The following is a 12,204-nucleotide window of genomic DNA, read 5'->3' on the forward strand; positions in this document are numbered from 1 at the left end:
GACATTCATGCCCTGATATATGTCGATGCGTGACGTCACCCGTCACGGATGGACCCACTCAGGGAGGGCCAGTGAGAACAAGCATTGCGGCGCTGATCGGCGCCGTGCTCGTCATCCCCGCGACGGCAACCGCCGCGTTCGCGGGACCCGCCGTCGAGGTGTCGGGCGGCCCTGCCGCCGACGCGGCCGGCGCGTCGGCCGCCGGCCGCGCGCTGCGGCTGCACGCCGCCGACGCGAAGGTCGCGGGCGGGGACGCGTTCCAGGTCTACCGCACCGAGGTCGACGCCGGCGGCGCGGCCCACGTGCGCTACACCAGGACCTATCACGGCCTGCGCGTCTACGGCGGCGACGTCGTCGTGCACACCGACGCCAAGGGGGCCTATGCGGGCACGTCCAACAGTCTCGACGCGCCGCTGCGGCTGAGCGTCACCCCGGCCGTCGCCGGCGTCGCCGCGCAGCGTGCCGCGAAGGCCGCGTTCGCCGGCCGGGTGACCGCGACCCGCACGCCGCAGCTCATGGTCGACGCGTCCAGCGGCACCGGGCGCCTCGCCTGGGAGAGCGTCGTGGAGGGCTGGGCACCCGACGGTCAGACCCCGTCGGTGCTGCACGTCGTCACCGACGCGACCAGCAACGCCGTCCTGGGCACCTGGGACGAGGTCGAGACCGTCGCCGGCACCGGGAAGACCATCTACTCGGGCAACGTCAGCATCGACACCACGCTGAGCGCCGGCACGTATCGGATGAGCGACCCGTCGCACGGCAACAACACCGCCTGCGACATGAACAACACGACGTCCGGCACGTGCACCGTCTTCACCGACGCCGACAACACGTGGGGCACCAACGCCAACAGCAACCGGCAGTCCGCCGGCGCCGACGCCTACTTCGGCGCCGCGAAGACGTTCGACTACTTCAAGAACGTGCACGGCCGCAACGGCATCTTCGGCAACGGCACGGGCGTGCCGTCGCGGGTGCACTACGGCAGCGCGTATGTCAACGCGTTCTGGGACGGGTCGCGGATGACCTACGGTGACGGCGCCGGCAACGCCCGGCCCCTGGTCTCCCTCGACGTCGCCGGCCACGAGATGGCGCACGGCGTGACGGCCAACATCGTCTCCGGCGGCCTCACCTACTCCGGCGAGTCCGGCGGTCTCAACGAGGCCACCAGTGACATCTTCGGCTCGATGGTCGAGTTCTACGCCAACACCGCCAGCGACCCGGGCGACTACCAGATCGGCGAGAAGATCAACATCCGGGGCAACGGGACGCCGCTGCGCTACATGTACAACCCCTCGCTCGACGGCTCGTCGCACAGCTGCTGGTCGACCAGCACCAAGAACGTCGACGTGCACTACAGCTCCGGCCCGGCGAACCATTTCTTCTTCAACCTCGCCAACGGCACCGGCAGCACCGCCTACGGCACGTCCCCGGTCTGCGGCTCGGCGCCCGCCGTCACCGGCATCGGCCGGTCGAAGGCCGAGCTGATCTGGTTCCGTGCCGTGAACCTGTACTTCACGTCCAACACCTCGTATGTCAACAGCTCCAACCCGGGCAACACGGCCCGGGCGTATTCGCTGCGCGCCGCGTCCGACCTGTACGGCAACTGCTCCACCGAGTACAAGGCGGTCAGGGCCGCCTGGACCGCGGTGAACGTCGCCGGCAACGACGCCGCCTGCCCGTAACCGGGCCCTCGGTGAGGCCCGGCCACCGCTCGGTGGCCGGGCCTTGCCATGCCCGGGTGAGTGACCGGCGACCGGGCTCGCCGGTCACGCACGTCGGGGTGCGGTCAGCACTCCTCCGCGGCGGCGGTCACGGGGTCAGCCAGGTGCGGAGCGGGGGCATCGCGGCGTCGGTGACGATCTGCACGTCGGACTCGTGGGGGGTGCTGGTGCCCTCCATGCCGCCGAACATGAGGGCCGTCGTCACGGTGCCGATGCGGATGTACGTGTCGAACGTCGTGACCTCGCCGTCGACCTCCTCCGTCGCCGGGTTGAGCCGCGGAGCGGTGGTCTCGATCCGGAACGCCTCGTCGCCGACGCCCTGCAGCGGGACCAGCTTGTAGGAGCGGCGGCCGTGCTTGTCGGGTTCGCTCGGGCAGGCGGTGACAGCGGCGCGGAGCTGGCTCATGAACGCCTCCGCCTGGCCTGCCTTCCAGATGGTGACGTTCTGGTTGATGATGTCGGCGGCCGACCTCCCCGGGTCGCCGACGTGGTGGAAGTGCGTGTCCCGGTTGCGCTGCGCGACGATCTGGGTCCTGGCGGGCAGCGCGCCCTTGCACGGGGCGCCGAACGTGACCGCGCCCCGGTCGGCGTCGGCGATGTCGGACCGGTTCGCCGCCGGCAGCTTCAGCATCGCGGTCGCGGGGATCGACGTGGGCGCCTTGGCCGTGGACGATCGTGTCGACGGCGCTTGTGCCGAGGGTGCCTGTGCCGAGGGCGCCGCCGACGCGGACTGCGACGGTTCGACGGTGACGACGGGGTCGGCGCCGCGGTGCCGCAGCACGCCCCAGGCGGTGCCGGTGACCCCGACGGTGACGGCGACGACGGCGGACGCGAGGAGGACCCGGGTGCGGGCGCGCCGGTCGGCCCGGCGCCGGATCGCCTGCGGCGAGCCGAGCGGTTCGCCGGCCGCGTCGCGGGCCAGGGCGCCGTACAGGTGGCTGAGCTCAGGCATCGTGCACCCCCACGCTGCGGGACGGATCGAGGTCGCTGAGGATCTCCGCGAGCCGGGCCCGTCCCCGCGACAGCCACGACTTGACGGTGTTGGGGGTGGTGCCGACCTCCTGCGCGATCTGGTCGACGGTGAGGTCGGCCAGGTAGAACAGCGCGAGGGCCTGCCGCTGCCGCACCGGAAGCTGCCGCAGGGCCCTGGTGAGCAGGACCGTGTCCTCGCTCGGCGGCCCGGCCGCCGCGGGTGGCCCGGTCCGCGCGGCGACGCTCAGCCAGCCGCGCTGCCGCCGCCACCGGTCGGTCGCCAGCCGCGTCACGACCAGGCGGATCCACGCCTCCGGCGACGGGTGCGCCGTCACCGTGTCCCACCGCCGCCAGGCCCGCGCGTACGCCTCCTGCACGATGTCCTGCGCCTCCGCCCGGTCGGCGATCACCGCGTAACCGAAGCGCAGCATCCGCACCGACGTGGTGCGGTAGAACTCATCGAATGCTCTTGGGTCCCGCACGTCCCCGTTCGCCCTCCCCGGTTGTGTGCCCGTCCTGTCCTGTAAGTGGATACGGGCGAGCGGCCCCGCAGGTTGCAGGCCCCGGCGGAGTGTAGACGCGGGTCAGAAGACGCGGAGCCGGCCGAGGGGCCCGACGAGCTCGCGCTCCTCGTATGCGAGGTGTGACAGCAGCGTGTCCCTGAGCAGCTCGACAGCCTTGCCCACCTCGCCGATTCCGTCCGGCCGTGACACCATCGCCACCAGCGCAGTGTCGACGCGTTCGAGCACGTCGGCGATCACGTGGTGCTCGGCCTCGAGGCGGTCCACGACGGGCACGAGCCGCGGGTCGGCCGCCCGTAGCCGCGGGAACAGCTGCACGTCCTCGAGCGTGTGATGGGTGGTGACGACCCGGCAGTAGCTCTCGCAGTACGTCCCGAGCGTCCACGAGTTCTGCCGCATCGTCATCGTGTTGATCATCGACCGCGCCGCACCCACGTCCATGGTGCCGGCGGCGACCTGCCCGACGAGGTCCCGCAGCTGCTCCAGCTCCTGCCGGAGGTGGTCGTGCACGTCGACCAGATGCTGCCCGGACGCCCGCTCGGCAGCGGTCAGCGGCACCTCGTCGACAGGCCCCGACGGACGCTGCGCCTCGTCCCACACCGTGATCCCCGGCGACGCGCCTTCGATCGTCGCTCCGGCGTCGGCACCCCTACCACCCGCGCCGGCCGCGCCGCCCCGTCCGGCGGCGACCAGGTCGCGCACCCGCGGTGCCACATCCTCGGCGAACCGGCGCAGCTCGGCGCCGCCGCCCGCCTGGACCATGAGGATGAACGTGCTGATCCCCTCGCCCAGGGCGAGGTCGGCCAGCTGCGGCGCCCACTGCTCGACGGGCCCGTCCAGGGGCGCCTGCCCGGCGACGATGTTGTACAGCCGCCGCACGTCCTTCGGGTCCCGCCCGGCACCGGTCGCGGCCTCGTCGATGCGCCGGTTGGCCTCGGCGAGCTGCGGCGGTGGCACGTACGGCGCACTGGGCAGCCACCCGTCGGCGACCCGGCCGACGAGCCGCAGCATGCGAGGCTTGACGCCGCCGATCCAGATGCCGATCGGGTGCGCCGCGGGCGGCCCGGGGTGCGCGCCGCGCAGCCGGTAGTGGGCGCCGTCGAACCTGGCGCTGCGCTCGTCGCTCCACAGCGCGCGGATGACCCGCACCGCCTCCTCGAGGGCCTCGATCGACGCGCCCGGCGTGAGCACCTCTGCGCCCATCCCGGCGATCGCGTCCCAGAACGCGCCCGCGCCGAGCCCGAGCTCGACCCGCCCGCCGGTGAGCACGTCCAGCCCCGCCGCGGCCCGGGCGAGCACGGCGGGCGGCCGCAGCGGTAGGTTGGCGACGTTGGGGAACACGGTCAGCCTGCTGGTCCGCGCCGCGATGAACGACAGTAGCGTCCACGCGTCCAGGAACCGCGCCTGGTAAGGATGATCCTGGACGCTGGCCAGATCCAGCCCGAGCTCCTCGGTGAGCACGGCGAGCCGCAACGTCTCCCCGGCGGTGGCCGCCTCGGCCGGCAGGAACGTCCCGAACCGCAGCTCATGCCCATAGTCGGTCATGCAGATATTCTGCCACACAGACGATTTCCGCCCACGGCCCGCCCCTGTGAGCATCCCCACCGAACCACGTGCCACCCCCGCGCCCCTCGTTCCCCCGCCGGTTGCAGGACACTGTGGCGCCACGAAGGTCTGACAGAATCGGGGGCGTGGACGGCACGGGGACTGGCGCCCGGTTCGGTGAGGTCGCCGAGGTGTACGACGATGCCCGCCCCGGCTACCCGCCGGAGGCCGCCGCGGCGGCACCGTCCTGGACCTGCGGACCAGTCTGACGCTCGCCCGGCGGGCGGTGGTGGCGTGACCGGAGGAGAATCGGCGGCATGTATGTCATCAAGGAGCGGTTCTTCGACATCGGCGACGATTTCGACATCACCGACGACTCGGGACAGGTGGTGCTGCACGTCGACGGCAAGGTGCTGAGCCTGCGTGACAAGCTCGTCATCGAGGATCCGCACGGCGCCGAGGTCGCGTCCGTGCACCGGCACCTGATCGCGTTGCGACCCACGTACACCATCGAAATCGGTGGCGAGAAGGCCGCTGAGGTGCGCAAGAAGCTCTTCACGCCGTTCCGCGAGAAGTTCACCGTCGACCTGCCGGGCGACGACGACCTGACGATGACCGGTGATCTGTTCGACCACGAGTACACCGTGGAGCGCGACGGTCGCGAGGTCGCCTCGGTGTCGAAGCGCTGGCTCAGCATCCGCGACAGCTACGCGGTGCGCATCGGCGACGGCGAGAACCATGTCCTGATCCTCGCCGCCGTCCTCGCCCTCGAGCTCGCGACGCAGCGCGAGAAGGACGAGGAGGAGAAAAAGAAGGCAGCGCTGCAGGACTGAGTCACAGCGTCCAGTAGCCGGCGTCGCCGTCGGCGAGCGGGGTCGCTGTCACCGGGCCCGGACGCCGTCCATGAGCAGGTCCAGGAGCCGGCCGGCCTGCTCGCGCTGCTCCGGGTCACCGGTGGCCAGGCAGATGCCGTTGATCGCCGTCAGGAGGTCGACGGGGTCGACGTCGGGACGCAGGACGCCGGTGGCGGCGGCGAGCAGGTCGCCCACCGCGGCGACGAGTCGCTCCCGGCTGTGCGCGAACGGCGTCCCGCCCGCGGCGATCACCATCTTCAACGCGTCGGCCAGCCCGCGCTTGGTGGCCATGTAGTCGACGAAGCGGTCCATCCACACGCGCAGCGCCCGGTCCGGCGGCTCCGCGGCGATCAGCTCCGGCACGGCGTCGCACAGCCGGGCGACTTCGGTGCGGTAGACCTCCTCGATCAGCGCCTCCCGGGTCGGGAAGTGCCGGTAGAGCGTGCCGATGCCGACCCCGGCCTGCCTGGCGATCGCGTCGAGGGTGACCTCCGGGGCGTCGGCGAGGGCGACGACCGCGACGTCGAGAAGGCGGGCGCGGTTGCGCTGCGCGTCGGCCCGCAACGGTCGCTGGGACATCACACTCCCCGAGGGTTGGCAATCGGAGGATGCTCCGCTTATCGTGGGGAGCGGGTAGTGGAGGCTCCTCCACTTCCGATCTTACAGGGGGACACCATGGCACCCATCACCACGCCGTTCGGCCGCGAGTCGACCGCCCGGCAGGTCATCGAGGGCATCGACCTGACCGGCCGGCGTGCCGTCGTGACCGGCGGCGCCTCCGGCATCGGCGTCGAGACCGCCCGCGCCCTGGCCGGGGCGGGCGCGGAGGTCACCCTGGCCGTCCGCGACGGCTCCGCCGGCGACCGCACCGCCGAGGACATCGCCGCGACCACCGGCAGCAAGCAGGTCCACGTCGCCCGGCTCGACCTCGCCGACCAGGCGTCGGTGCGCGCGTTCACCGCCGCGTGGGACGGCCCGCTGCACATCCTGGTCAACAACGCGGGCGTGATGGCCACACCGCTGATGCGCACGCCCGAGGGCTGGGAGATGCAGTTCGCGACCAACCACCTCGGCCACTTCGCGCTCGCGACCGGCCTGCACGCGGCCCTCGCCGCCGAGGGCGCCCGCGTCGTGAGCGTCAGCTCCAGCGCCCACCTGCGCTCCGGCATCGCCTTCGACGACATCCACTTCGAGCACCGTGCGTATGAGCCCTGGTCGGCATATGGGCAGTCGAAGACGGCCAACGTGCTCTTCGCCGTCGAGGCCACCCGCCGCTGGTCCGGTGACGGCATCCTCGTCAACGCGCTCATGCCCGGCGGCATCCGCACCGGCCTGCAGCGCCACGTCACCGAAGAGGAGCTCGACCGCCTCCGCGCCGCCGCCGGCGTCGGCGCCTTCCAGTGGAAGACCACCGAGCAGGGCGCCGCCACGTCGGTGCTGCTCGCCACGTCCCCGCTCCTGGACGGCGTCGGCGGCCGCTACTTCGAGGACTGCAACGAGGCGGGTCCGGTGGAGGAGGGCGACAGCCGGCGTGGGGTCGCGGCGTATGCCGTGGACCCGGCCTCCGCCACCCGCCTGTGGACCGTCTCGGAGACCACCCTGGCCCGCTGACGCGCCTGCCCACCCCGCTCGGACGGGGCCGGCCCCGGGTGCCCGGACGGACACTGCGCGACCCGTTCCCTGGTGAGGGGGGCGGGTCGCGCAGCATCGACGAAGGGCTAGATGCGGACCGCGACGACCGTGTAAGGGGTGGTCGGGGTCGGGGGAGTGGTGAAGCGGGCGTTCGGCAGGTAGAGGCGGTCGCCGAACCTGGCGACCGTGGTCGGCACGTCGAAGCGCGGATCGGTGACCGAGGCGATCAGGGTGCCGGTGCGGCCGTCCTTCGAGAGTTTCACGGACGTCAGCAGGTTGGCGCGGTTCTGCACCACATACAGGGTGCGGCCGACGGTCAGCAGGCCGTCGCCGTTGACGAGGGTGAGGCCGGCGATGCGCGACGTGTTGCCGGTGGCGGGGTCGACCCGGAAGAGGAACCCGGTGCTGGACTGCACGGCGATGAGGGCGCGGCCGTCGGGGGTGAGGGTGATGCCGTTGAAGTTGAGACCGTCGGGGTTGAGGACGAAGTCGCCGGTGAGGGGGAGGGTCTCGAACGTCGCGGGCAGCGCGCCGTGGCGGCCGAGGGTCAGCTTGTAGATGACCGCCTTGTTCGAGTCGGTGAAGTAGGCCGCGTGCGAGGTGAGCACCACGTCGTTGACGAACGTGGGAGCACCCGGAGCGAACTGGTAGGAGGCGAGGACCGCACCCGTGCGGACGTCGATGACCCGGGCGTTGCCGGCGTTGCCGCCGGAGACGAAGAGCCGGCCGCGCTGGTCGGTCTTCATGCCGAGGGACTGGGTGCCGACGGCGGGGCTGATGACGGCGCCGGTGCCGGTGATGAGGTTGGCGCGGTAGATGCGGCCGTCGGCGCGGGAGCCGAAGTAGGCGAAGGGGCCCGGGCCCGTCGCGATGCCCTCGGGCTGGAAGCCGTCGGGCAGGTTCAGCGTCGCGGGCAGGGACGTGGTGGTCGAGGCGGACGCCGGTGCGGACACCAGCACCGTGGCCAACGCGACGGTCAGGACGGCTGTGACGCGCAGGTATTTCGACATGTCGTTGTGTACCCCGGATTCGGCTGGTCGAGTTCATGTCCCGGCGGATCCGCTCGCCGGTGCCCGTGGGCGGGCGGGTGCCGGCGCGAGCGGGACCGGCCGTCCAGAGGTCACAACGGTCGCATCGGCGGTGCGGGACGGTTGTTGAGCGTTCCGGACCCCGCCGGCCACGAGCACCGGCGGGGTCCGGAGAAAAAGCGCCGGCCCGGGAAGCCGCCGCCGGGCAGAAGCTGCCTACAGGAAGCGGTAGGCCGTCCCGCCGCGCACCGGTGCGACCCGCACGCCGGAGCTGGGGTTGGCGGCCTCGACGACCTTGCCGCCGCCGATGTAGATGGCGACGTGCCCGGACGTGTGGATGACGTCGCCCGGCATCCACTGCCCGGACGGCACGCGCCGGCCGCGGGCGGCGATCTGCTCGCTCTGGTGCGGCAGCTTGATCCCGGCCCGCGCGTAGGCGGCCGACACCAGGCCGCTGCAGTCATACGTGTTCGGCCCGGAGGTGGCGTACACGTAGCGCTTGCCGACCTGCGCGAGGGCGAAGGACACCACGGTCCCGGCGGCGCCGGACGGCGGCTTCACGGTGGTGGTCGACGACCCGCCGGAGCCGGTGGTCTTCTTCGGTGCCGGCTTCTTCGTCGCCGGCTTCGACACCGGGGGAGCGGCGATCACCGGGCGGGTGTCGGCGTCGCGGGCGCTCGGCGCGGCGTGGGCCACGAGCCGCAGGGTCCGGTACGCCTTGTCGGCGTGTTCGTAGGCCGCCAGCTGCGTCTCCTGCTCCGCGAGCGAAGCCGGGGCGGAGACGTCGAGCGGGGGTGGTGCCGGTTGGGCCGCTGCCGCGGAGGGTCCGAGCCAGACGGCGGTGAGGGCGAGGGCGGTGGTGCCTGCTGCGATGCGGTGCAGCGGCTGACGTGCGTTCAGGATGACTCCACGGTCGGCCCGGTGCTCTCGTGCGTGTCTCGGGGATGCCTGCCGCTGTGGAAGCCGGCCGGGCCCCGAAGTACCGGGCGAATCGGACGATGTGGTTGCCGGCCGTCATGAGGGCCGTGGGCGACGCTAACCGCACCATCCGCTCCGCGTTGTCAGGCGTGAAATCACTCACAGACGTGATTGCCCGCCTGGATCCGTGAATCGCCGGATATGTCCGAGCCGAACGGCCCACCGCGAAGGACCCGGTCGACCGACCTCTCCCGGCGACCTCACGTTCCTGACCGGATCAACCGCATATGCTGCGATTCATGGGTATTCCGTGGGCTCTCCACGTCCGGGCGCTGCGGATCGGCGTGTTGCTGGCCGTCGCGACGACGGCGACGGCCTGCGGCGGCGGGAACAACCCGTCCGCCGGGGCCGGCTGCGCGCCGTACTCCGGCTACGAGGGCCACCACGGCACGACCGTCACCGTCTCCTCGTCGATCCGCGACGTCGAGGCGGACAAGCTCGCCAAGGCCTGGGAAGGGTTCCAGGTCTGCACCGGCATCGCCATCGAGTACGACGGCTCCGCCGGCTTCGAGGCCGAGCTGCCCGAGCGGGTCAAGGCCGGCAACGCCCCGGACCTCGCGCTCTTCCCGCAGCCGGGCCTGCTGACCAGCATGGTCCGGGCCGGCGCCCTCAAACCGGCCGGCCCGCAGGTGGCCGCCAACGTCGACCGGTGGTTCTCCGCCGACTGGAAGCGCTACGGCAGCGTCGACGGCGTCCTGTACGGCGCACCCGTCGACGCCAACGTGAAGTCCTTCGTCTGGTACTCGCCGAAGTACTTCACGGAGCACGGCTACACGGTGCCGAAGACGTGGGCGCAGATGCTCGACCTCAGCGACCGCATCGCCGCCGACGGGGTGAAGCCCTGGTGCGCGGGCATCGAGTCCGGCGTGGCGACCGGCTGGCCCGTCACCGACTGGCTCGAGGACACGCTGCTGCGCACCGCCGGGCCCGACGTCTACGACGCGTGGGTCGAGCACCGGATCCCGTTCGACGACCCCGCCGTCGCCGCCGCGCTCGACCGGGTCGGCGGCATCCTGCGCAACCCGGCCTACGTCAACGGCGGCTACGGCGGCGTCGACAGCGTCGCCACCACCGCGTTCCAGGAGGGCGGGCTGCCGATCCTGCAGCACGACTGCGCGATGCACCGGCAGGCGTCGTTCTACAGCACGTGGTGGCCGTCGACGGCGAGGGTCGCCGAGGACGGCGACATCTACGCGTTCTACCTGCCGCCGGTCGACCCCGCCGCCGGCCGTCCCGTGCTGGGCGCCGGGGTGTTCGCGGGCGCGTTCACCGACCGGCCCGAGGTGCAGGCGCTCGCCGCGTACCTCGCCACGCCGGACTTCGCGGGGCGCCGGGCCGTCAGCGGCGACATCGTCAGCGCCAACAAGGGCCTCGACCGCGACCTGCTCACCTCGCCGGTGTCGAAGCTGTCCGCGGAGCTGCTGACCGACCCGGCGGTCACGTTCCGTTTCGACGGCTCGGACCTGATGCCCGCGTCCGTCGGCGCAGGCACGTTCTGGACCGAGATGACGGCGTGGGTGAAGGGCACCGACACGGCAACCGCGTTGCACCGCGTCCAGGGCACCTGGCCGGGCGAGCCGTCTTAGCTTCAGCCGCCGCACGCCGATGTCAGCGGTGTGTACAAGCGGGTGCGGCGCTGGGCAGGCGACCGCCGGATCGCCACGAAGATCATCAGTGTGTCGCTCGTCGTCACCGCGATCTTCACCGCGTCCGGCGTGGTCGGGCTGCTCAACCTGCGCCGGCTCGTCGCCGAGCAGGACCACGAGTACAAGGTCAACGTCGTCGCCCTGGCGAGGATGACCGCCGTGCGCTCGGCCGTGGGCTCCCAGCAGGAGTCCGTGCTGTCCTACATCCTGTCCGAGCCCGGCTTCTACCGCGACAGCTACGCGGAGGTCATCACCGAGACCGACAAGGCCATCGACACGGACGTGGGCGCGCTGACCCGCATCGGGTTGCCCGCCGCCGAGCACGAGAGCCTACGTTCCTTCGCGGCCACGATCACCATGTGGCGCACCGCCCGCGACGCGGCCCTCGAGGCGGCCCGCTCCGGCGACCAGCGCAAGGCCGCGTCCGTGGTGCTCGTGCGCTCGGAGGCGATCGCGCGGGCCGTCAAGGACCGTGCCTCGAGCTTCCTGGACCAGCTCGTCGACGCCGTCGACGACGGTGCCCGCCGGACCCGGGCCAACAGCGTGCGGACCGCCCAGCTGATGGGGCTGCTGCTCGGCATCGGCGCGATCACCGCCGTGCTGTTGTCGGCGCTCGCCGCCCGCACCATCTCCAGGCCGCTGCGGGAGGTCGTCGACGTCCTCGCCAGGGTCGCCCGCGGTGACCTCAGCCGCCGGGTCGAGCTCGACCGGGCCGACGAGGTCGGGCAGATGGGACGATCGCTCAACGAGACGCTCGGCGTGCTGCGCAACGCGTTCGAGGAGGTGCACCACCGCGCCTCGCACGACGGCCTGACCGGCCTGGCGAACCGGGCGCTGCTGCGCGAGCGGCTCGGCGCGGCCCGCGACCACGCCCGGCAGGGACTCGCCGTCGCGATGCTGCTGGTGGACCTCGACGGCTTCAAACAGGTCAACGACGCGCACGGGCACGTCGCCGGCGACCATCTGCTCACCGTCGTCGCCGACCGGCTCCTGGCCGGGGTCCGCCCGTGCGACACCGTGGCCCGCCTCGGCGGCGACGAGTTCGCGGTGCTGCTCGACGGCATGGCCGGCCGTGAGGACGTGTACGCCGTCGCCGACAGGCTCCTCGCCGACGTGCAGGTCCCCACCGTCCACAACGGCGCCACGCTCACCCCGCGGGCCAGCGTCGGCGTGTCACTGTGGGACGGCGAGATCCCGATCGACGACCTCATGCACGACGCCGACGTCGCCATGTACGCCGCGAAGACCGGCGGCAAGGGCCGCGTCGTGCACTGCCCCCGGACCCGGACCGGCACCCCGACCTGAGG

The 12,204-nt window shown here is 72.2% G+C and carries 12 protein-coding genes; 6 read left to right on the forward strand and 6 right to left on the reverse strand.

All coding sequences use genetic code 11. From position 1 onward, the window contains the following. The first annotated feature begins 71 nt into the window (after positions 1–71). Entirely contained in the window at positions 72–1,682 is a 1,611-nt protein-coding gene (locus ABZS58_RS23350) for a M4 family metallopeptidase (protein WP_354784686.1), read from the forward strand. Positions 1,683–1,809: 127 nt separating this feature from the next. Here ABZS58_RS23350 and ABZS58_RS23355 read toward each other — a convergent pair whose 3' ends face one another. The 3 genes from ABZS58_RS23355 to ABZS58_RS23365 all read right to left on the reverse strand — a co-directional run bounded on the left by ABZS58_RS23355 (position 1,810) and on the right by ABZS58_RS23365 (position 4,759). Then, a complete protein-coding gene (locus ABZS58_RS23355) occupies positions 1,810–2,673 on the reverse strand; it encodes a hypothetical protein (protein ID WP_354784688.1) in 864 nt (287 codons plus the stop codon). After that, complete coding sequence (locus tag ABZS58_RS23360; protein WP_354784689.1) at positions 2,666–3,175, reverse strand: SigE family RNA polymerase sigma factor; 510 nt, start codon at positions 3,173–3,175, stop codon at positions 2,666–2,668. The genes ABZS58_RS23355 and ABZS58_RS23360 overlap by 8 nt, the downstream gene beginning before the upstream one ends. Before the next feature lie 102 nt (positions 3,176–3,277). Continuing rightward, positions 3,278–4,759: an LLM class flavin-dependent oxidoreductase gene (locus ABZS58_RS23365; protein ID WP_354784691.1), complete on the reverse strand. Its 1,482-nt coding sequence runs from the start codon at positions 4,757–4,759 to the stop codon at positions 3,278–3,280. A 146-nt stretch (positions 4,760–4,905) separates the two neighbouring features. Between ABZS58_RS23365 and ABZS58_RS23370 the strand changes: the two genes are divergently transcribed. Further along, a complete protein-coding gene (locus ABZS58_RS23370; protein WP_354784693.1) occupies positions 4,906–5,028 on the forward strand; it encodes a hypothetical protein in 123 nt (40 codons plus the stop codon). A gap of 48 nt (positions 5,029–5,076) precedes the next feature. Then, on the forward strand, positions 5,077–5,592 hold the full coding sequence (locus ABZS58_RS23375; RefSeq protein ID WP_354784695.1) for an LURP-one-related family protein: 516 nt from the start codon (positions 5,077–5,079) through the stop codon (positions 5,590–5,592). Positions 5,593–5,640: 48 nt separating this feature from the next. On the opposite strand, the gene ABZS58_RS23380 is transcribed toward ABZS58_RS23375, so the two are convergent. Next, complete coding sequence (locus ABZS58_RS23380; protein WP_354784697.1) at positions 5,641–6,192, reverse strand: TetR family transcriptional regulator; 552 nt, start codon at positions 6,190–6,192, stop codon at positions 5,641–5,643. Between the two features lie 96 nt (positions 6,193–6,288). On the opposite strand from ABZS58_RS23380, the gene ABZS58_RS23385 reads away from it, so the two are divergent. Then, on the forward strand, positions 6,289–7,224 hold the full coding sequence (locus tag ABZS58_RS23385; protein ID WP_354784699.1) for an SDR family NAD(P)-dependent oxidoreductase: 936 nt from the start codon (positions 6,289–6,291) through the stop codon (positions 7,222–7,224). A gap of 107 nt (positions 7,225–7,331) precedes the next feature. Here the strand turns inward: ABZS58_RS23385 and ABZS58_RS23390 are convergent, their stop codons facing one another. Beyond that, on the reverse strand, positions 7,332–8,255 hold the full coding sequence (locus ABZS58_RS23390) for a superoxide dismutase (protein WP_354784701.1): 924 nt from the start codon (positions 8,253–8,255) through the stop codon (positions 7,332–7,334). A gap of 234 nt (positions 8,256–8,489) precedes the next feature. Further along, positions 8,490–8,969 (reverse strand): C40 family peptidase, encoded by a 480-nt coding sequence (locus tag ABZS58_RS23395; RefSeq protein WP_354784703.1) that lies wholly within the window; start codon positions 8,967–8,969, stop codon positions 8,490–8,492. 521 nt (positions 8,970–9,490) lie between these two features. On the opposite strand from ABZS58_RS23395, the gene ABZS58_RS23400 reads away from it, so the two are divergent. Together ABZS58_RS23400 and ABZS58_RS23405 are read left to right on the forward strand one after the other, a co-directional pair. Beyond that, positions 9,491–10,837, forward strand: a complete 1,347-nt coding sequence (locus tag ABZS58_RS23400) for an extracellular solute-binding protein (RefSeq protein WP_354784705.1) — start codon at positions 9,491–9,493, stop codon at positions 10,835–10,837. Positions 10,838–10,879: 42 nt separating this feature from the next. Then, positions 10,880–12,202: a diguanylate cyclase gene (locus ABZS58_RS23405; protein ID WP_354784707.1), complete on the forward strand. Its 1,323-nt coding sequence runs from the start codon at positions 10,880–10,882 to the stop codon at positions 12,200–12,202. Positions 12,203–12,204 lie beyond the last annotated feature (2 nt).

The sequence above is a fragment of the Dactylosporangium sp. NPDC005555 genome (genome assembly GCF_040605635.1).
Lineage (GTDB): Bacteria > Actinomycetota > Actinomycetes > Mycobacteriales > Micromonosporaceae > Dactylosporangium.

What these genes read in the sequence shown, in the direction of transcription:
- ABZS58_RS23385 (WP_354784699.1), top strand. Translation starts at nt 6,289, where the DNA reads ATGGCACCCATCACCACGCCGTTCGGCCGCGAGTCGACCGCCCGGCAG.
- ABZS58_RS23400 (WP_354784705.1), top strand. Translation starts at nt 9,491, where the DNA reads ATGGGTATTCCGTGGGCTCTCCACGTCCGGGCGCTGCGGATCGGCGTG.
- ABZS58_RS23375 (WP_354784695.1), top strand. Translation starts at nt 5,077, where the DNA reads ATGTATGTCATCAAGGAGCGGTTCTTCGACATCGGCGACGATTTCGAC.
- ABZS58_RS23390 (WP_354784701.1), bottom strand. Translation starts at nt 8,255, where the DNA reads ATGTCGAAATACCTGCGCGTCACAGCCGTCCTGACCGTCGCGTTGGCC.
- ABZS58_RS23380 (WP_354784697.1), bottom strand. Translation starts at nt 6,192, where the DNA reads ATGTCCCAGCGACCGTTGCGGGCCGACGCGCAGCGCAACCGCGCCCGC.
- ABZS58_RS23365 (WP_354784691.1), bottom strand. Translation starts at nt 4,759, where the DNA reads ATGACCGACTATGGGCATGAGCTGCGGTTCGGGACGTTCCTGCCGGCC.
- ABZS58_RS23355 (WP_354784688.1), bottom strand. Translation starts at nt 2,673, where the DNA reads ATGCCTGAGCTCAGCCACCTGTACGGCGCCCTGGCCCGCGACGCGGCC.